Origin of the sequence: Bradyrhizobium sp. PMVTL-01 (genome assembly GCF_051861855.1) — a bacterium.
GTDB lineage: Bacteria > Pseudomonadota > Alphaproteobacteria > Rhizobiales > Xanthobacteraceae > Bradyrhizobium.
This window is the reverse complement of record NZ_CP193982.1, coordinates 7,880,535-7,897,993: the sequence shown is the minus strand read 5'-3', so window position 1 is coordinate 7,897,993 and position 17,459 is coordinate 7,880,535. Positions and strand designations below refer to the sequence as shown.

The 17,459-nt window shown below is 65.3% G+C and carries 20 protein-coding genes and 1 tRNA gene; 13 read left to right on the top strand and 8 right to left on the bottom strand.

Annotation, left to right across the window (positions count from 1 at the left end; genetic code table 11):
- Window positions 1-102 precede the first annotated feature (102 nt).
- Together ACRQ5Q_RS38080 and ACRQ5Q_RS38075 are read right to left on the bottom strand one after the other, a co-directional pair.
- Complete coding sequence (locus ACRQ5Q_RS38080) at window positions 103-1,899, bottom strand: glucan ABC transporter ATP-binding protein/ permease (protein ID WP_439394928.1); 1,797 nt, start codon at window positions 1,897-1,899, stop codon at window positions 103-105.
- A gap of 83 nt (window positions 1,900-1,982) precedes the next feature.
- Window positions 1,983-3,032: an ABC transporter substrate-binding protein gene (locus ACRQ5Q_RS38075; protein WP_439371423.1), complete on the bottom strand. Its 1,050-nt coding sequence runs from the start codon at window positions 3,030-3,032 to the stop codon at window positions 1,983-1,985.
- 222 nt (window positions 3,033-3,254) lie between these two features.
- Here ACRQ5Q_RS38075 and ACRQ5Q_RS38070 point away from each other — a divergent pair, with 222 nt between their 5' ends.
- The 7 genes from ACRQ5Q_RS38070 to ACRQ5Q_RS38040 all read left to right on the top strand — a co-directional run bounded on the left by ACRQ5Q_RS38070 (window position 3,255) and on the right by ACRQ5Q_RS38040 (window position 8,798).
- Window positions 3,255-3,623 carry a hypothetical protein gene (locus ACRQ5Q_RS38070; RefSeq protein WP_439371422.1) on the top strand — a complete coding sequence of 123 codons (369 nt, stop codon included), beginning with the start codon at window positions 3,255-3,257 and terminating at the stop codon, window positions 3,621-3,623.
- Window positions 3,624-3,752: 129 nt separating this feature from the next.
- A complete protein-coding gene (hisE, locus tag ACRQ5Q_RS38065) occupies window positions 3,753-4,157 on the top strand; it encodes a phosphoribosyl-ATP diphosphatase (RefSeq protein WP_439394927.1) in 405 nt (134 codons plus the stop codon).
- A gap of 36 nt (window positions 4,158-4,193) precedes the next feature.
- A complete protein-coding gene (locus ACRQ5Q_RS38060; protein ID WP_439371420.1) occupies window positions 4,194-4,796 on the top strand; it encodes a YqaA family protein in 603 nt (200 codons plus the stop codon).
- Window positions 4,797-4,834: 38 nt separating this feature from the next.
- Window positions 4,835-5,365: a hypothetical protein gene (locus ACRQ5Q_RS38055; protein ID WP_439371419.1), complete on the top strand. Its 531-nt coding sequence runs from the start codon at window positions 4,835-4,837 to the stop codon at window positions 5,363-5,365.
- 34 nt (window positions 5,366-5,399) lie between these two features.
- The gene (locus ACRQ5Q_RS38050; RefSeq protein WP_439394925.1) at window positions 5,400-6,800 is read left to right on the top strand and encodes an aspartate ammonia-lyase; all 1,401 of its coding nucleotides are present in this window, start codon (window positions 5,400-5,402) and stop codon (window positions 6,798-6,800) included.
- Between the two features lie 244 nt (window positions 6,801-7,044).
- Complete coding sequence (locus tag ACRQ5Q_RS38045) at window positions 7,045-8,013, top strand: NAD(P)H-dependent flavin oxidoreductase (protein ID WP_439394924.1); 969 nt, start codon at window positions 7,045-7,047, stop codon at window positions 8,011-8,013.
- Window positions 8,014-8,024: 11 nt separating this feature from the next.
- On the top strand, window positions 8,025-8,798 hold the full coding sequence (locus ACRQ5Q_RS38040; protein WP_439394922.1) for a thioesterase family protein: 774 nt from the start codon (window positions 8,025-8,027) through the stop codon (window positions 8,796-8,798).
- A 371-nt stretch (window positions 8,799-9,169) separates the two neighbouring features.
- Here ACRQ5Q_RS38040 and ACRQ5Q_RS38035 read toward each other — a convergent pair whose 3' ends face one another.
- Entirely contained in the window at window positions 9,170-10,732 is a 1,563-nt protein-coding gene (locus ACRQ5Q_RS38035) for an AMP-binding protein (RefSeq protein ID WP_439394920.1), read from the bottom strand.
- A gap of 107 nt (window positions 10,733-10,839) precedes the next feature.
- On the opposite strand from ACRQ5Q_RS38035, the gene ACRQ5Q_RS38030 reads away from it, so the two are divergent.
- From ACRQ5Q_RS38030 to ACRQ5Q_RS38015, 4 genes are all read left to right on the top strand, one after another.
- On the top strand, window positions 10,840-11,805 hold the full coding sequence (locus ACRQ5Q_RS38030; RefSeq protein WP_439394918.1) for an NAD(P)H-dependent flavin oxidoreductase: 966 nt from the start codon (window positions 10,840-10,842) through the stop codon (window positions 11,803-11,805).
- 376 nt (window positions 11,806-12,181) lie between these two features.
- On the top strand, window positions 12,182-12,430 hold the full coding sequence (locus ACRQ5Q_RS38025; protein ID WP_439371413.1) for a hypothetical protein: 249 nt from the start codon (window positions 12,182-12,184) through the stop codon (window positions 12,428-12,430).
- Window positions 12,431-12,563: 133 nt separating this feature from the next.
- Window positions 12,564-13,271 carry a hypothetical protein gene (locus ACRQ5Q_RS38020; RefSeq protein WP_439394916.1) on the top strand — a complete coding sequence of 236 codons (708 nt, stop codon included), beginning with the start codon at window positions 12,564-12,566 and terminating at the stop codon, window positions 13,269-13,271.
- An 87-nt stretch (window positions 13,272-13,358) separates the two neighbouring features.
- Window positions 13,359-14,042, top strand: a complete 684-nt coding sequence (locus ACRQ5Q_RS38015; protein WP_439394915.1) for a hypothetical protein — start codon at window positions 13,359-13,361, stop codon at window positions 14,040-14,042.
- On the opposite strand, the gene ACRQ5Q_RS38010 is transcribed toward ACRQ5Q_RS38015, so the two are convergent.
- Both ACRQ5Q_RS38010 and ACRQ5Q_RS38005 read right to left on the bottom strand, forming a co-directional pair.
- Window positions 14,011-14,169, bottom strand: a complete 159-nt coding sequence (locus ACRQ5Q_RS38010; protein WP_439371410.1) for a GMC oxidoreductase — start codon at window positions 14,167-14,169, stop codon at window positions 14,011-14,013. The two genes, ACRQ5Q_RS38015 and ACRQ5Q_RS38010, sit on opposite strands and share 32 nt — an antisense overlap.
- Before the next feature lie 62 nt (window positions 14,170-14,231).
- The gene (locus tag ACRQ5Q_RS38005; RefSeq protein WP_439371409.1) at window positions 14,232-14,465 is read right to left on the bottom strand and encodes a hypothetical protein; all 234 of its coding nucleotides are present in this window, start codon (window positions 14,463-14,465) and stop codon (window positions 14,232-14,234) included.
- A gap of 123 nt (window positions 14,466-14,588) precedes the next feature.
- Here ACRQ5Q_RS38005 and ACRQ5Q_RS38000 point away from each other — a divergent pair, with 123 nt between their 5' ends.
- Window positions 14,589-15,050, top strand: coding sequence for a DUF6314 family protein (locus ACRQ5Q_RS38000; RefSeq protein WP_439371408.1), 462 nt, complete (start codon window positions 14,589-14,591; stop codon window positions 15,048-15,050).
- A gap of 22 nt (window positions 15,051-15,072) precedes the next feature.
- Here ACRQ5Q_RS38000 and ACRQ5Q_RS37995 read toward each other — a convergent pair whose 3' ends face one another.
- Together ACRQ5Q_RS37995 and ACRQ5Q_RS37990 are read right to left on the bottom strand one after the other, a co-directional pair.
- Window positions 15,073-15,375: a hypothetical protein gene (locus ACRQ5Q_RS37995; protein WP_439394913.1), complete on the bottom strand. Its 303-nt coding sequence runs from the start codon at window positions 15,373-15,375 to the stop codon at window positions 15,073-15,075.
- 191 nt (window positions 15,376-15,566) lie between these two features.
- Window positions 15,567-15,651 (bottom strand) — tRNA-Leu (locus tag ACRQ5Q_RS37990).
- A 159-nt stretch (window positions 15,652-15,810) separates the two neighbouring features.
- Between ACRQ5Q_RS37990 and ACRQ5Q_RS37985 the strand changes: the two genes are divergently transcribed.
- The gene (locus ACRQ5Q_RS37985; RefSeq protein ID WP_439394911.1) at window positions 15,811-16,350 is read left to right on the top strand and encodes a disulfide bond formation protein B; all 540 of its coding nucleotides are present in this window, start codon (window positions 15,811-15,813) and stop codon (window positions 16,348-16,350) included.
- Here ACRQ5Q_RS37985 and ACRQ5Q_RS37980 read toward each other — a convergent pair whose 3' ends face one another.
- Window positions 16,351-17,436, bottom strand: a complete 1,086-nt coding sequence (locus ACRQ5Q_RS37980) for an AbrB family transcriptional regulator (RefSeq protein WP_439394909.1) — start codon at window positions 17,434-17,436, stop codon at window positions 16,351-16,353.
- Between the last annotated feature and the right edge of the window lie 23 nt (window positions 17,437-17,459).

Genomic DNA, 17,459 nt, shown 5'->3' with positions numbered 1-17,459 from the left:
CGGCGTCGCAAACCTATACCGGCTCGTGCGTCGAGAATAGGGGCTTCAGGTGGGTATTCCGCAAGGAAGTAGGCCGAATTTCGACGGTCCTCTCGGGACTTGCTAGGGGGATTTGGCAGCCGTCGCGGCAGCCTCGGCGGCCGTCACGCTGGCCCGCGCATGTTCCTGAACCATGAACTGGGCCTTGGCCATCTCCGCAAAATGGCCGCCTTTGGCCACGAGTTCATCGAAAGTTCCGGTTTCGATCACGCGTCCATTCTCGAACACCAGGATCCGCGTGGCTTTGCGGATGGTTGAGAGGCGATGGGCGATCACGAAGGTGGTGCGGCCCTTCATCACTTCGTCGAGAGCGGCGTTCACCTTGACCTCGGTGACGGCGTCGAGCGCGGAGGTCGCCTCGTCCAGGATCAGGATCGGCGGGTCCTTCAGCAGGGCGCGGGCGATCGACAGGCGCTGGCGCTCGCCGCCGGAGAGCATGCGGCCGCGTTCGCCGGCATTGGTCGTAAAGCCGCCGCTGCGCTCGATGAAGTCGAGCGCCTGCGCGCGCTCGGCGGCCTTCCGCATCTCGGCCTCGGTCGCGTCCGGCTTGCCGACGCGCAAGTTCTCCTCGATCGAGCGGTTGAACAGCAGCGCTTCCTGGAACACGACGCCGATGTTCCGCCGCAGCGAGGTCAACGTGACGCCGCGGACGTCCATGCCGTCGATCTTGATGAAGCCGGATTGCGGATCGAAGGCGCGGTGCAAGAGCGCGATCGCGGTGGATTTGCCGGCGCCGGTCGGGCCGACCAGCGCGATGGTCTGGCCGGGCAGTGCGGTGAAGGTGAGGTCCTCGATCGCCGGCCGCTTGCCGTCATAGGAGAAGGTGACGTCGTTGAACTCGACGAGGCCGGACAGCCGGCCGGCATCGATCGCGTCGGGCCGGTCGCGCACCGCGGGCACCGCGTCGAGCACGCCAAAGAATTCGCGCAGGCGCGGCGCTTCCATGAAGACGTTGTTGATGAAGCTCACGACCTGCTCGAGCCTCTGGATCAGCATCGTCGCGAAGCTCACGAACATCACGATCTCGCCGACCGAGGTGAGTCCCTGGTCGTGCAGGGCGATGCCGAGGGTGAAGATCGCGAGCACCGTGATCGTGGTGGAGGCCCGCGTGATCACCGTGACGAGCGCCCACCAGGACAGCACCGGCATCTGCGCGGCCAGCAGCTCGTCGGCGACTGAGCGCAGCCCCTTCACCTCGGATTCGACGCGCACAAAGCTCTGCACCAATGCGACGTTGCCGAGCGCGTCGGAGGCGCGGGCGGACAGCTCGCTGTAGCGCTCCTCGACCTCCATCTGCATGCCGAAGGTCTTGCGCACCACGAACGTGGTCAGCGCCGTGAAGACGATGCAGAGCACGAACAGCAGGATCGCGAGCCGCCAGTTCAGGTACAGCGATAGCGGCAGCAGCACCACGACCGAGAGGATCGCGGCAAAGTGCTCGCGGAAGAAGCCGAGCCACAGCCGCCACAGCGCATCGGTGCCGTTGAGCATCACCTTCATCAGCCGGCCCGAATGGGTGCCGGAGTGGAAGGTCAGCGGCAGTTGCAGGATGTGCTCGAAATAGTCCGTCAGCACCGCCTGGCGCTGGCGGTGCGAGAGCCGGTCGGCCTGAAGGGCGACCAGCGCGCTACAGCCGATGGTGAACAATCCGAACGCCACCCAGGCGGCCAGGAACGGCCAGGCCGAGTTCGAGCCGGCGACAGTTCTGCCGGAGAGCACGTCGACGATCCGGCCGAACAGCACGGGCTCGGCGAATTGCGAGGCCGCAAGCAGGAGGTTGGCGACCGCCAGCAGCCAGCCCAGCCGTGCCTCCTTGCCGAGCAGCTCGAGAACGCGGGAATAGAGACGGAGCATGGACATGCGGACTGACAACTCGGCAGCTGATGGGCCCTTATTCTAAGCCGGGATAACCCGCGAGATACAGCGGAAGCTTTCCGTTTTGCTCAATTGATGAGCCGGCTCTCGACCGGCGGCAGGAACCGGTCATCGAAGATCTCGCTCGCCGCCGGCCGTTTGCGGAATTTGAAGTCCTGGGCGATCTGGTCGATCGAGCGCTCCAGGCGCGCCGGATCGATGCCGCCGAGGCCGTTGCGCCTGACCTCGTCGGTCAGGATGTTGTCGACGAGCACGGTACGCAGGCGCTCCAGCTCGAGCTCGCGGTCGCCATCCTCGATGCGGCTTGCAGCCTCGTCCGCCGCGCGTGCCGGCTCCTTGACCGTTGCGTTGATGCCGGCGATCAGTGCGCGGACGAAGCCGTTCACGGCGTCCGGCTTCGCCGCGGCGAAGGCGGGGTTGGCCACCACGGCGAAGCCATAGGCTTCACAACCATAGTCGGCATAACGCAGCACGACGAGATCGCCAGCGGGCACTCCGCGGTCGCGCAGGTTCACCGCCGACAGATGGCTGAAGCCGGTGACGGCATCGACCTGTCCTGCGGACAGGATCGGCTCGCGCACCGCGGCACTGATGTTGTGGAATTTCAGGCGCGAGGTGTTGATGTTGTTCTGCTGCGCCAGCGCCGGCCACAGCCGCATCGACAGATCGCCGTCGGCGACGCCGACGGTCTTGCCGTCGAGGTCGGGCAGGATGTGGATGCCGCGGCTGCTGCGCGCGACGATCGCGTAGGGCGCGCGGTTGAACAGCACGAACACCGCCTTGATCGGCGCCGCATCGTCCTTGTCGCGAAAGCGGATCAGCTCGTTGATGTCGACCAGCGCGAGTTCACTGTCTCCCTTCGCCACGCGCGCAAGCGCCTCCGACGACCCGGGCGTGGTGTTGAAGGACACGTTGAGATGCTCGGCGCCGAACTTGCCGTCTTTCGCGGCAAGGAAGAATGGCGCCATGCTGGCATCGACGGGACGGTCGAAGGTGAAGTGGATCGCCGTGGAGGGGGCGGCGCTCTCGGCCGCTGCGACCTCGCGTGCCGTCAACGTGGCGAGCGAGATAGCAAGCGCCAGCAGGCCGCGAAGGACGATCGTCTTGAATCCTGACATCAACTGCGCCGGTCCCGCATTGTTGTGTGACGCTCGCAGCGCCGGCCGGCGATGACCGTGCGCGCGCCAACATGAACGGCGGATGAGCGGCGGTTGCGTCACGATCACGCAACCCCGTTCAGCTTGTGTTGGGGTTGGGGGAACCCAACATGGGACGCTGGTGTTTGGCAGACATGAGCCTGTCTCGAAACACCATTCAAGGTCCCAAGGAGGGTCCAGGACATGTTTGACAGATTTTCCAGCCTTACGTGCCGTAAAGCCGTCCTCGCGACGGCTGCGGTGCTGGCGCTGACCGCGGTCGCTCCGACGGCATCTTACGCAGGCGGCCGCCACTGGCATGGCGGTGGTGGCGGTGCTGCCGCCGCCGCGGCCTTCGCAGCCATCGGCACCGGTCTCGCCATCGCTGCGACCCGTGACGCGTACGCCTATGACTACGGTCCGGGGTACGGCTATTACGGCGGTCCCGCCTATTACAGTGCCCCGGCCTACGGCCCCTATTACGGCCCGGGCCCGAACTACCAGTATCAGCGCTACGGCGGCACCGCGCCATCGGAACTCTGTGGCCAGGGCTACTTCACGAACTGCTACTAGGCTTGCCGGCCTCCCGGCTACCAAAGGTTGACCAAAACAGGCCGTCGCGCTTGTCGCGCCGGCCTGTTTTTTGCTTTTATCGCCGGGCGTTAACGCGCTCGCCATTGGTTTAGAGTAGTTTCGAGTCCCATGAGTGATTCGCTTGAGCGGCTATATCTGGCTGTGCTCGCGGCCAGGGATCTTGATCCGGCAACATCGCGTACGGCCCGGCTGTTTCAGCGCGGCCCCTCCAAAATGGCGAAGAAGCTGGCCGAAGAGGCCATCGAAGTCGTGATCGATGCGGTCAACGGCGACAGCGAGGCCGTGATCCGGGAAAGCGCCGACCTGCTCTACAATCTCACGGTGCTGTGGGCCGCGGCCGGCGTGCGCCCCGAGGACGTCTGGCGCGAGATGACGCGGCGGGAAGACATGCTCGGCATTGCCGAGAAGTTGCCGAAATCGACAATGAAACTGCCCAAAGCTAGGTCACCACGCGTGGCCGCCAGGCGGCCAATTGTCGCGCTCGAGAGCCGCACGGCGCGCAAGCGCCACTAAAACCTTCATAAAACTCGCGATGGACAAATCCGTCCCATGGTGCTTCATCGCGGCGCCATGCTGAAACGTATCTACGACTGGTGCATCGACGCCGCCCACAAGCCCTACGCGCTCTGGATCATGGGAGCCGTGGCTTTCGCAGAAAGCTCCTTCTTTCCGGTCCCGCCGGATGTGATGCTGATCCCGATGTCGCTGGCGCGCCCGCAGCGCGCCTGGATCTATGCGATGGTCTGCACGATCACATCGGTGCTCGGCGGCCTGCTGGGCTACGCCATCGGCGCGCTGCTGTTCGACTCGGTCGGTCACTGGCTGATCCAGGTCTACGGCCTCGGCGACAAGGTCGAAGCCTTCCGTGCCTCCTATGCCGAGTGGGGCGCTGTGATCATCCTGCTCAAGGGGCTGACGCCGATCCCCTACAAGCTCGTCACCATCACCTCGGGCTTTGCCGGCTATAATCTCATTCTCTTCACCCTGTGCTCGATCGTCGCGCGCGGCGGACGCTTCTTCATCGTGGCGATCCTGCTCAACCGCTATGGCGACTGGATCCGGCACAAGCTCGAGGAGCATCTCGGATTGTGGGTGACGATCGGCGCCGTCGTGCTGGTGCTCGGCTTTGTCGTGGCGGTCAAGCTGATCTAACCTTTGCCCGCGCGCCGGCTTCGGCTACGGTTGCCGGCATGATGGTTCGATCCGGCAATCCGGTCGTGCGGCTTGGGACGCTGATATCGGCAGTGGCGCTGATCCTGCTCAATGCCGGCGAGGCCGGATGGCCGCAATCCGGGCCGCCGTCGCTCGGCGTCCAGGAGCCGGGGCCGCAGGCCGCGCCACCGCCATCGACACCAGCGCTGCAGGCGCGCGAGGAAAACCCCGGGCTGATCGACGAAATGGGCAAGCTGTTCGACGAGCTGCCCTCGATCCTGCCGCCGGTCAAAAGCCCCGGCGAAACCATGAATGACCTGTCGCGGCTGGCCAAGCCGTCGACCATGGTGTCGGGGCGCGTGGTCTGCCCGGTCTCGTCGAACGGCGGGCCCGACTGCAAGCAGGCCGCCGACCAGCTCTGCCAGGGCAAGGGTTACAGGGAAGGCAAGAGCCTCAACGCCGACTCCGCCGAGAAATGCTCGGCCAAGGTTCTCATCCCGGGCAGGCAGCGCAAACCGGACGATTGCCGCACCGATACTTTCGTGACCAGTGCGCTGTGCCAGAACTGACGTGATGGCCTCGCGCGTGCAACAAGGAGCGCCCATGAGCCGTACGGAGCAGGATTTCCTCGGACAGCGTGAGATCGCCGACGACATCTACTACGGCGTCCAGACCATCCGGGGGAAGGAGAACTTCCACATCACCGGCATTCCCATGAACCAGGAGCCTTACTTCGTGAAGGCGCTCGGTTACGTGAAGAAGGCCGCCGCGATGGCCAACCGCGAGCTCGGTGCGATCGACGCGAAGGTGGCTGACGCGATCATCCTGGGCTGCGACTGCGTCATCGCGGGCGACATGATGGACCAGTTCGTCACCGACTTCATCCAGGGCGGCGCCGGCACCTCGACCAACATGAACGCCAACGAGGTGATCGCCAACCTCGCGCTGGAAGCGCTCGGCTTTGCCAAGGGCGACTATCAGCATGTCAGCCCCAACGATCACGTCAATTACGGCCAGTCCACCAATGACACCTATCCGACCGCCTTTCGGCTCGCGCTGATCCTGCGGCTCGAGAGCTACATGACGGCGCTGAGGCAGCTGCAGGAGGCCTTCTTCGCCAAGGGCCGTGAGTTCGACCGCGTGCTGAAGATGGGCCGCACGCATCTCCAGGACGCGGTGCCGATGTCGCTCGGCGCCGAATTCCGGGGATGGGGCACCACGATCGGCGAGGAGGTCGACCGCATCTCCGAGGCGCGGGCGCTGCTGCGCGAGATCAATCTCGGCGCTACCGCGATCGGCACCTCCGTCACCGCGGCGGTCGGCTATCCCAAGCTCGCGGTCCGGCATCTGAGCGCGCTCACCGGCATCGACTTCATCCTTGCCGGCGATCTCGTCGAGGCGACCTCGGACACCGGCGCCTATGTTCAGCTATCGGGCGTGCTGAAGCGCACCGCGAGCAAGCTGACCAAGATCTGCAACGACATCCGCCTGCTGGCCTCCGGCCCGCGCGCCGGCTTCAACGAGATCAACCTGCCGCAGCTTCAGCCGGGCTCCTCGATCATGCCGGGCAAGGTCAATCCCGTCATTCCCGAGGTCGTCAACCAGACCAGCTTCCTCGTCATCGGCCTCGACACCACCGTGACGCTGGCGGCAAGCGCCGGCCAGCTCCAGCTCAACGTGATGGAGCCGGTGATCTCGTTCGCGCTGTTCTTCTCGATCCGCACCATGGAGCGGGCGGTCAACAGCCTGCGCGAGAACTGCGTCGTCGGCATCACCGCCAACGAGGATCACACCCGCAACATGGTGCTGAACTCGCTCGGCATCGTCACGGTGCTGAAGCCGCTGCTCGGCTACAAGCAATGCGCCGAGATCGCGCGCGAGGGCTACAAGAGCGGCAAGTCGCTGCACCAGATCGTGGTGGTCGAGCGCAAGCTGTTGACGCAGGAGAAGTGGGACGAGATGTTCTCGTTCGAGCGGCTGATCAATCCGGATTTGATTGGGTAGCTGTTGGCTATCCACCACTCTCGCCTCTCATTGCGAGGAGCTGGCGACAAAATTGCGTAGCAAAGATTGCTTCGCTGCGCTCGCAATGACACGGAGGAGACGGATGGGTACGAATTCCGCTGCTTGGAATTGCGGTAACGGCATCCGCTGCGGCGACAAGACGCAATACTTGACAGTGGAAAGATTGCCTTGTTGGTATGGCTTCCAGCTTCAATTTTGACCGCCAGAAGAGGATCGTTCCGCAATGTCCATGCCTGCCTTGTTCAAGGGACGCCTGTCGATCCCCGTGATCGGCTCGCCGCTCTTCATCATCTCGGTGCCGGATCTCGTGATCGCGCAGTGCAAGGCGGGTGTGGTCGGCTCGTTCCCGGCGCTGAATGCGCGGCCGCCGGAGCTGCTCGACGAATGGCTGGCGCGGATCACCGAAGAGCTCGCGGCCTATGACCGCGCGCATCCCGACAAGCCGTCGGCGCCATTCGCGGTCAACCAGATCGTGCACAAATCGAACAACCGGCTCGATCACGACATGCAGCTCTGCGCCAAGTACAAGGTGCCGATGATCATCTCCTCGCTCGGCGCGCGCGAGGAGCTGAACCAGGCCGTGCACGGCTGGGGCGGCATCGTCTTCCACGACGTGATCAACCAGAAATTCGCGCACAAGGCGATCGAGAAGGGTGCCGACGGTTTGATCCTGGTCGCGGCCGGCGCCGGCGGCCATGCCGGCACATTCTCGCCGCTGGCGTTCGTTGCCGAGACGCGAAAGTGGTTCGACGGCCCGATCGCGCTGTCGGGCGCCATCGGCAACGGCAAGGCGATCCGCGCCGCGCGGATCTTGGGGGCCGACTTCGCCTATATCGGCTCGGCCTTCATCGCGACCAAGGAGGCCAATGCGGTCGAGAAGTACAAGGAGATGATCGCGGGCTCGAGCGCCGACGACATCGTCTATTCCAACCTCTTCACCGGCGTGCACGGCAATTATCTGAAGCCCTCGATCCTCGCCGCCGGCATGGATCCGGAGAATCTGCCGACGTCAGATCCCTCCAAGATGAACTTCGGCACCGACGCCTCCGGCGAGCGCGCCAAGCCGAAAGCCTGGAAGGAGATCTGGGGCTCGGGCCAGGGAATCGGCAGCGTCGAGGGCATCGTGCCCGCCGCCGAGCTGATCGCGCGCTTCAAGAAGGAATACGACGAAGCGGTCGATCCGCCGTTGTGATGGCTGTCGCAATGACCCCGATCTACCGCGTCGATGGCAACAGTGTCGTCACCAGCCCGGACGCTGCCGGTCCCTGGGACCGCCGCATGCAGCACGGCTCGGCGCCGGCATCGCTGGTGACATGGGCGGCCGAGCGCATCCCGACGCCTGTTGCGATGGACATCGCGCGCGTCACCATCGATCTGATGCGCCCGGTCCCGGTGGCGCCGCTGACGATTGCGACCGAAGTGCTGCGCGAGGGCCGCAAGATCCAGCTCTGCGAGATCAAGCTGCTCGCCGACGGCGTGCAGGTGGTCGGCGCCACCGTGCTCAAGATCAGGCGCCAGGCGCAGGCGCTGCCCGACGATGTCAAGGATCTGCCGGTCTCGCTGCCATCGCCGGAGAACTCGCTCGTCGAAGACGGTCACGCCGCCACCAGTCCGTTCGTGCGGTCGGTCTCGATGCGCGCCGCGCGCGGCCGCTTTGGCCAGGCCGGTGCCGGTGCGATCTGGTTTCGGGTCGACCATCCGCTGATCGAGGGCGAGGCGATCTCGCAGGCCATGCGCGCGGTGGTCGCCGCCGACTTCTCCAACGGCACCGCCTCGACACTCGACTTCCGCGCCTGGACCTTCATCAACGCCGATCTCACCGTGAGCCTTGCGCGCCAGCCCGTCGGTGAGTGGATCCTGCTCGACGGCGACTCATGGATCGGCCCTGACGGCGCGGGTCTTGCGATGTCGCGGCTTGCAGACAGCAAAGGCTATTTCGGCCGCGCGGTGCAGAGTCTGGTGATCGAGAAGCGGTGAGCATGACGGCTTCCGCCGGGCTCGGGCTGGGAGCCAATTGACCGGCAGCTTCCGCCGCCGCGGAAGGGATGCCCAGGTCGCGAACCTCTTCTTGTCCGGAGGCCTCTTGTTCGACGCCAGCGTCCTGCCAGTTCACATTCCGTAGAAGATCTTGATCTCCCACAGCACCACGATGATAGCCGTGATCAACGTGACCGCGGCGACTGCACTTTCCAAGGAAGCGACTCTCATTTGATACTCCGCTTCCCAGCCCCGTTCAGCGATCTAGTTGATTCGTTGATTCGCCGGCAATCGCGCGGCAACCGTGCACGCGCACTCCGTCGCGCATTGTGGTGCCGGAGCCACAACGACACCGTAGAACTCCGGGGTATTTACCCCACCATCCTGTCCCGTCCGCTCCAGAACCCCGCACGCAGTACCTTCTTGTCGACCTTGCCGACGCCGGTCATCGGCAGCTGCTTGACGAACTGGATCTGCTTCGGCGCATGGGCCGAGCCCTTTCGCGTCTTGACGAGGTTGATCAGTTCGTTCGGATCGGGCTTTGCGCCCTCGCGCGGTACGACGACAGCGGTAACGGCTTCGCCCCATTTCTCGTCGGGGATACCGACGACCGCGACCATCGCGACGTCGGCATGCTGCGACAGCACGTCCTCGACCTCGCGCGGGAAGATGTTGAAGCCGCCGGAGACGATCATGTCCTTCTTGCGGTCGAGAATGAACATGTAGCCGCGCTCATCCCTGCGCGCGATGTCGCCGGTGTGGACCCAGCCGTTCTTCAGCGTCTCGGCGGTGATCTCCGGCCGCTTCCAGTACTCCGCCATCGCATGCGGGGCACGCACGCAGATCTCGCCGGCCTCGCCCGTTTTCACCTCCTGGTCGTCGTCGTCGAGGAGCTTGACCTCGCAGGCCGCGATCGGGAAGCCACAGGACAGGAACAGCTCCGGCGTCCGGGGATCGTGATCCCTCTTGCGCAGCACCGAGATCGGATAGCATTCGGTCTGCCCGTAGAGCTGCGAGAACACCGGCCCGATGCGTTCGATCCCTTCGACCAGCCGGCTCGGCGACATAGCGGAGGCGCCGTAGAGCACGAGCTCGAGTGAGGACAGGTCGGTCCTGCCCAGCGCGGGATGATCGAGCAGCACGTAGATCATGGTCGGCACGAACAGCGTGAAGGTGATGCGCTCGCGCGCGATCGTCGCCAGCACGGCCTCGGGATCGAAACTCTTCAGCATGTGCACGGTGCCGCCGCGCATCAGGGTCGGCAGCACCTTGGTGCCGGCGACGTGGCTGATCGGCGCGACCGTGAGGTAGCGCGCCCCCTCCGGGATCTCGAAGTCGGCGAGGATCGCGGCGGCGGCCCCGGCATTCTCGCGATGGTAGCGCAGCGCGCCCTTGGATTTGCCGGTCGTGCCGCCAGTGTAGTTCAGCGTGGAGAGATCGTCAGGGCCGGCGAGACATTGCGGGCTGAAATGGCCATCGATCTCGATCGCCTGCAACAGGTCAACACCATAGCCGGCCGGCCCCATGGTGAAGACCGCCTTGAGCCGGTCCGCGCTCGCAGCGAGCTCGCCGCCGCGATCGCGGAAGGCGGCCGCATCGACGACCAGCACCTCGGCTTCGGAGTCCTCGAGCTGGAAGAGCTGGTCACTCGGCGATCCCAGCGGATGCAGCCAGGTGACGCAGAGCCGCGACAATTGCGCGGCGACGCCGGCGCACCAGGTGTCGGCGCGGTTCGCGGTGAGGAAGGCGACGCGCGCGCCGGGCTGCAGGCCGAGCCGCATGAACACGCACTGGATGCGTCCGATCAGGTCGATCGTGCCCCGGTAGCTCAGCGACCCTCCGGGCCAGGCGAAAGCGGTGCGGTCGGGATAGCGCGAGAGTGCCCGTAGCGTCTGCGCACAAGTCGGCGACGATGCGTGGAGCGGATCGGACATATGTTTCCTCGTTGCTTTGTCATTGGCTTCTGACGTGCCAATGTTTGCGGTAACGCTAGCACAGGGAATGCGGGAGGAAACGACAAACCCCGCGTAAGGAGGCATGCGTGAGGTCAGACCGACTGCAACGTTTCGGCGATCGTCTCACTCTGCCGCTGGTCGCCGCGCCGATGTTTCTGGTGTCGGGCGTCGAGCTCATGGTCGCGGCCTGCCGAAGCGGGGTGATCGGCAGCTTCCCGACTGCGAATTGCCGCAACACGGAACAACTCGACGCGTGGCTGAGCGACATCGAAGCGCGGCTGCGCCAGTGCGAAGATCAGACCGGCCGCAAGGCAGCGCCGCTCTGCCCGAACCTGATCGTGCACCGCTCGAATGCGCGGCTGGAGCAGGATCTCGCGGTGCTGCTGCGGCACAGGCCGGAGATCGTCATCACCTCGGTCGGCTCGCCGTCGCCGGTCTTGACGCCGCTGCATGACGCCGGCGCGCTGGTGTTCGCAGACGTCGCCTCGATCCGCCATGCCGAACGCGCGGCGGAAGCGGGGGCAGACGGGCTCGTGTTGCTCACAGCGGGCGCGGGCGGGCAGACCGGCTGGCTCAACCCGCTCGCCTTCGTCCGCGCGGTGCGCGAATTCTATGATGGCATCGTCGTGCTCGCGGGCGGCATCAGCGATGGCTGCGCGCTGCATGCCGCCGAAGTGCTCGGCTGTGATCTCGGTTACATGGGCACGAAATTCATCGCGACACGCGAGAGCATGGCGGATGACCGTCACAAGCGAATGCTGGTCGAGAGCCGTGCCGACGACATCCTGCTCACCACCGCGTTCACGGGGCTTCAGACCAGCATGCTGAAGCCGTCGATCGTCGCTGCGGGTCTCGACCCCGACGACCTGCCTGCACGCGGCGCGATCGACATCGCAGAGGATATTGACGTCACTGCGCGCGAGAGCCGGCCCAAGCGCTGGCGCGACATCTGGAGCGGCGGGCACTCGACGTCGGGCGTCACCGATGTGCTCGCGGTTCATGATCTCGTCGCGGGGACGATCGCGGAATACCGCGAGGCAGGCGGGCGGTAGGCTTGTTAGCCTCTCCCGCTTGCGGCAGGGCTATCGCATATGACTCGTTGCGGCGGCCTGCGCGCACGCCTCGTCCTTCGAGACGGCGCTTGTGCGCCTCCTCAGGATGAGGCTAATCAGCGTCAGTGCCCGTTGAAACTGCTGCCGCGCAACTCCGTCCCCATCCTGGGGAGCCCGCCTGAAGCGGCCGTCTCGAAGGATGGCCGCGGGAAAAGCTTTCAAATGCGATAGCCCTGCCGCTTGCGGCGAGAGGCCGCGATCGCATCGGTCACAGTTAATACCGCATCCTCAAAACCCCTGCTTTTAACGGTGGATTAACCAAGCCCCGCCAAGAATCCCTCTCGAGGCCGCCAATCAGGACGGAGAGGGACAGGCGATGGACTTCGATTTTCTCGACACCAAGACGGCGGCATCGCTGGACGAGATCCGCGTCCGCGTCGCCCACGCCCTGGCCCGCCACCCGCTGTGCCGCAATGTGCGCTTCGACATCGTCAGCGTTCCCCGCACCCGCCGCGGCGGCAACTGGACGGTCACGCTACAATCGGTCGAGCCGCGCGCCGTGTGGGAGGCTTCCGAGATCGTCGCCGACATCCAGGACGCCTACGATCTGGCGGTAGCGGCTTGATTTCCTGGAGTTTTTCGGCGATGTCGCGGCAGCCCGCGCGATTGCCGCCGCGATGGCACGGTTAGGCCTTAATTATCGCCCAGTTTCCGGGCAGTGATCACGTGGACTTGAAGTTGTGGGCGCGGAGGGACGTTTGTCCAAAGCCATCACCATCGTCGTGCTGACCTGTTTCCTCGTGCTTGGCGCCGCCACCACCGCCATCCTCGGCCGGGACAGCGTGCCCAGCGTCAGCGCCGAGATGATCACCGAAGCGCTGCCGTCGAAGCCGCTCACGACCAATCGCGCCGCCAAGGCCGATCGCCTGGTTCCGACGCTCGCTCTGGCCTCGGCCGCGATCGAGCCGGTCCAGGTGCCCGCCGACAAGCTCGCGCAGGCGCCGGTTCTGACCGAGCCGCTGCGTCAGGCGTTTGCCGCCGCGACGCCGTCCGATTTCCCGATGCCGAAAGCCAATGCGCATGAGGCGCCGTCGGCGGCGGATGTTCCCGCCGTCGAGGTCCCGGCCAAGCCGAAGGTCGTCGCCAAGCCGCAGAAATCCTATTCGCTGCTTTCCGACGTTCAGATCTCGGGCATCAAGGATCGCCTGAAGCTGTCGTCGTCGCAGGAATATTACTGGCCTTCGGTCGAGACCGCACTGCGCAACGTCGCGCGCAGGATCCAGGCGAACAAGCTGTCGAATCCGAATGCGCCGCCCAGCGCGCAGATCGATCCGAATTGCGACGAGGTGCAGCAGTTGAAGTCGGCCGCGATGCCGCTGCTGTTCCAGCTGCGCGACGACCAGAAGGAAGAAGTGCGCAAGCTCGCCCGTCTCATCGGGCTCGAGAAGGTCGCGCAGCAGATCTGAGGCGGTTTCCCTTTTCAGGAACCTGCCGGTATCAGGAACATCTGGCAATCCCCACGCGTTGCCCGCTCCAAAAGAGGGAGTGGATCAATGCGCGCCTCGACAGCTTATTTCGTCGGTGCCGGAACGATCATCGCAGCCATTGGCATTGGTCTCGGCGGCGGCATCGTTGCCGGCAACATCATGAATCCGATCGCGCCCAAGCAGGTCGCGGACACCAGCAGGGTGGCGCAGCGCGCCGAAGCGGCCGGCACCTCGTCCCAGACCAATGCGCCATCGGAGCGCGTGCAATATCTCACGGGGTCGCAGGCCTTCGGCACGATCATCGCTGCGCCGGCGCAGGCCGAAGCAAAGCCTGAAGCCGCAAAGCCCGACACGCAGACCACTCAGGCGAACGCTGAACCATCAGCGCCGCAGCCTTCGCAGGCGACTGCGGTTGAGCCCCCGAAGCCGGCTCCGGCTTCGCGCGCTGCAAGACCCGTCGAGCAGCAGGCTTCCACCGAGCCTTCCTCCTCACCTGACAACGCCTATGCCAAGGCCAGGGATTCGGACGTGAGGCGTGCTGCGTCCGAACGGCGCCGGACGGATCGCCGCGAGCGTTGGGCGGAACGTCACCGCTACGACTCCCGCGATCCGCGCAGCATGCGCGACCGCACCGATTGGGACGACGTGGCGCGCAACATCCGCCAGGATTCTGATGCACGCGACTATGCGGGTCGGTCGCGCGGCGGCTTCCCGCAGATCAGGTTGTTTGGGTCTGATGACGACGATTAGCTGCCCGCTTGGGATCGACGACGGCCGGATCATCGGTGCCCATGCGGCAGGTCGAGGCGGCATGATACAGAGTGGTGGAATGGCCGCGGATGTAGTCGGCATCTCGGCGTCGGCGCGCGACACCCATAGCCAGCGGGGCGATTTGGCTGCGGCGTCCGCCTTACCACCGGCCGCCCGAACCGGCGCTTTCTACGTAACATCCACCCGCGGCGGCGGATAACGCCGCGCCAGCGTCGACAGCGGCAGATGCCGTTCGCCTTCCGGCAACTCCAAATAGGCCAGCACCAATGGCCGCTTCCAGTCGCCGATGCCGAAATCCATCGCCATCCATTTCTGTGGCTCCGGGCCTTCGAGGCCCCGGACCCAGACGAAGTAGCGGGGGAGGTCGTCGGCGTCCGCTTCCGTCGTGCGTCTTCTGGCCATCAAGGCTGCTCGCTGCATCACCATCCGTTGCGGTAGGATATAGGTATCGGTTCGCTGAAGTCGAACTCCCGGCTGCGGCTCCTGCAAGTCTGGACCGGTTGGTTAACGCGCGGGCCTGAGGATATGAACGAAGCCACGATCGATCGCTGGGGTGAAGCCTCGAAAGTAACGAAAAAGCTGGTTGGCTCGTGGTCCTTCAAGCGGGTCATCGAAGGCCAGGCCACGATGCAGGGTGTCGCGATCTTCACGCCACTCGACGGGGAGCGGCTGGCCTATCGCGAGCAGGGACAACTGAAGCTCGCGAACGGCACCACGTTGCAGGCCGAGCGCGAATACGTCTTCAGCAACAGCGACGGAGGATTTAAGGTCTTCTTCAAGGAAAATCCAGCGCGGCTGTTTCATGAGATTTCACTGTCCGCGTCCTCCGGAGGAGAGCTGAGCGGACATGCGCGCCATCTCTGCAGGCGCGACGAGTATCGGTCGGTCTACATGTTCCTGCCGGATGGAACGTTCGTCGTTCGTCATGTGGCGTCGGGTCCAGGCAAGGACTACACGATGAACACGACTTACGCGCGCCTGTCGTAATCAAGCCGGCGCCAGCGTCGTCTCACTGCCAGAGCTGACTCTCCGCCACGCGGTTGATGTCGGCGAGCCTGCGGTCGGCGTCGCCATTCAGATCGATGCTCGCGACCAGCGTCAGCAGGCGATGATAGGCGCTCTCGGCGACCTCGACCGGCAGCGGGGCCTCATCATAGGCCTCGACATAGCTGCCGACGAGGCTGCTCAACAGGCCGCAGAGGCCGCGCTGGGCGGGATCGTCCCGGCCGAGCGTCTCGAGCTTTTGCTGGAATGTCCGGAAGGTTCGCAGGCCGTGGTGCTGTTCGGAAAGCCATGCGTGCAGGTCGTTCATGTGAGCTCCTTCAAGTGAGAAGAAGCTGCCGGCTTATACAGTGCGGATGTGACGATTGCTAGTGGAGGGGGAGATCAGCTTTGCTGAGACAGTCCGCCTTCGCCAAGGCTTCGGCGGGACAGCCCTCGCCGCTTCGCTTCGATGGTGCGGAAGTTCGGCTCGCCCGGCCGTAGCTGCGAGGCAACGAAGGCTGGTGCCCCTGGCCGGAATCGAACCAGCACTCCTTGCGGAACTCGATTTTGAGTCGAGCGCGTCTACCAGTTCCGCCACAGGGGCCCTCGGTCGGCCCCTCCAAGGAGGGCGTCACGAAGCGGGCGGACTATAGCCATGCACATGGCGGGGTCAACCCGCGCCAAAGTGATCCCGGCCGTTCTCGACAGCCGCTTGGGCCAGGGCTAGAGGCATTGGAGCGCGAGCGATCGGAAAGAGGCTGCCGTGACGACCCACAGTGCCGCAACACCTGCGTTCAGGCCGGCGGCCACGAGCCCCGCGCTGGCCGCCTCGCTTGCGGTCACCGGGATCGCGGCGGCCACGATCGCGGGCGCCTGGTTCTTCCAGTTCGTGCTTGAAATCCTGCCGTGCCCGCTGTGCCTGGAGCAGCGCTACGCCTACTATCTGGCGATCCCGGTCGGCGCTCTCACGGCGCTCGCGGCACGCGCCGGCGCGCCGCGGCCGCTGCTGCTCGCAGGGCTTGCGATCCTCGCGCTGGCGACCCTCGCCAATGCCGGCCTCGGCACCTACCACTCCGGCGTTGAATGGGGCTTGTGGAAGGGGCCGACCGATTGCTCCGGTCCCGTCATCAATCTCGGCAGCGCCGCTGATCTGCTGTCGAAGCTCGACACGGTGAAGGTGGTGCGCTGTGACGAAGTGCAGTGGCGCTTCCTCGGCCTCTCGCTCGCCGGCTACAACGTCCTGATCTCGCTGCTGATGGCCGCGATCGTCGCCTGGGGATTTGTGCGGACCGCGAAGCGCTAGTCAATCATCCACATCGTCCTGCGTGCGCCCGAACAGGTGCACGATGCCCGGCGTTGCGATCGTCACGAATACGAAACGCGACAGGTGATGGGCGCCGACGAAGATCGGATCGATGTGCAGCGTCAGGGCCAGCGCCAGCATCGCGTCCATCGCCCCCGGGGCGAAGGCGACGACCACGTCGGAGAACTTCACCTGCGTGGTGAGCGCGACGACGCCGACGAAGATCGCGGAGACGGCGATGGCCACGGTGAACGAGCCCAGCGCCGCATGGATATGGCCGGCGAGCGTCTTGATCCGCATCCGCGCGAAGCGGCTGCCGATCAGCGCGCCGATGCCGACCAGCGCCACGCCGCGCACCCAATCCGGCAGGCCGCCCTCGATCAAGCCGGCGCCGTGCAGCACGCTGGAGCCGATCATCGCGCCGAACATCCAGCTTGCCGGAAACTTGACCAGCCGCAGCAGGAGCGCCGCAACCAGGGAGGCCGCGACCAACGCCAGCAGGCCGAGCGGGGAGGCGATCGTCGTCGTCGGCGACGGCGCGGCCGAAGGCGCCACACCCGCGAGCGCCAGCACCATCGGCAGCGCGGCGGTGAGGATGATGACGCGCATGGTCTGCACCACCGCGATGCCCGGCAGGTCGGCGCCGCGCTCGACGGCCAAAATCGTGATCTGCGACAGCGCGCCGGGGCTGCCGGCGAGGAAGGCCGAGGTGCGGTCCCAGCCATGGATGCGCTGGAGGTAATAGCTCGAGCCGAAGGTCGAGCAGAAGGTGGCGAGCGCGAGCAGCCCGATCGTGAGGGGATAAGCGCTGAGCTGCTGGATCAAATGGCGCGAGACCACCGAGCCCAGCGAGATGCCGAGCAGCACGAGCACGGTCTGGGTCAGGATCGGCGGCAGCGTCAGCTGGCGGCCGGCGATTGCGGCGATCCCGACCGCGATCATCGAGCCCGAGATCAGGCCGCCGGGAAGGCCCGCGAAGAGAAATACGAGACCGCCGGCGGTGCCGATGGCGAGCGTCTCCACCATGCTCAGGATTTTGGCACGGCTCGGCCATTCGAACGGCAGGGAGGCGGTGATTTGCTTCACGCCGCCTTATCGCAAATCAGCGG

Bases quoted from the DNA above. Each gene is read 5' to 3' on its own strand.
- hisE (WP_439394927.1), top strand. From the start codon at position 3,753: ATGAGTGATTCGCTTGAGCGGCTATATCTGGCTGTGCTCGCGGCCAGG.
- ACRQ5Q_RS38005 (WP_439371409.1), bottom strand. From the start codon at position 14,465: ATGGCCAGAAGACGCACGACGGAAGCGGACGCCGACGACCTCCCCCGC.
- ACRQ5Q_RS38055 (WP_439371419.1), top strand. From the start codon at position 4,835: ATGATGGTTCGATCCGGCAATCCGGTCGTGCGGCTTGGGACGCTGATA.
- ACRQ5Q_RS38045 (WP_439394924.1), top strand. From the start codon at position 7,045: ATGTCCATGCCTGCCTTGTTCAAGGGACGCCTGTCGATCCCCGTGATC.
- ACRQ5Q_RS38025 (WP_439371413.1), top strand. From the start codon at position 12,182: ATGGACTTCGATTTTCTCGACACCAAGACGGCGGCATCGCTGGACGAG.
- ACRQ5Q_RS38070 (WP_439371422.1), top strand. From the start codon at position 3,255: ATGTTTGACAGATTTTCCAGCCTTACGTGCCGTAAAGCCGTCCTCGCG.
- ACRQ5Q_RS38060 (WP_439371420.1), top strand. From the start codon at position 4,194: ATGGTGCTTCATCGCGGCGCCATGCTGAAACGTATCTACGACTGGTGC.
- ACRQ5Q_RS38035 (WP_439394920.1), bottom strand. From the start codon at position 10,732: ATGTCCGATCCGCTCCACGCATCGTCGCCGACTTGTGCGCAGACGCTA.
- ACRQ5Q_RS38040 (WP_439394922.1), top strand. From the start codon at position 8,025: ATGACCCCGATCTACCGCGTCGATGGCAACAGTGTCGTCACCAGCCCG.
- ACRQ5Q_RS38010 (WP_439371410.1), bottom strand. From the start codon at position 14,169: ATGGGTGTCGCGCGCCGACGCCGAGATGCCGACTACATCCGCGGCCAT.
- ACRQ5Q_RS37995 (WP_439394913.1), bottom strand. From the start codon at position 15,375: ATGAACGACCTGCACGCATGGCTTTCCGAACAGCACCACGGCCTGCGA.
- ACRQ5Q_RS38075 (WP_439371423.1), bottom strand. From the start codon at position 3,032: ATGTCAGGATTCAAGACGATCGTCCTTCGCGGCCTGCTGGCGCTTGCT.
- ACRQ5Q_RS38080 (WP_439394928.1), bottom strand. From the start codon at position 1,899: ATGTCCATGCTCCGTCTCTATTCCCGCGTTCTCGAGCTGCTCGGCAAG.
- ACRQ5Q_RS38000 (WP_439371408.1), top strand. From the start codon at position 14,589: ATGAACGAAGCCACGATCGATCGCTGGGGTGAAGCCTCGAAAGTAACG.
- ACRQ5Q_RS38015 (WP_439394915.1), top strand. From the start codon at position 13,359: ATGCGCGCCTCGACAGCTTATTTCGTCGGTGCCGGAACGATCATCGCA.
- ACRQ5Q_RS38050 (WP_439394925.1), top strand. From the start codon at position 5,400: ATGAGCCGTACGGAGCAGGATTTCCTCGGACAGCGTGAGATCGCCGAC.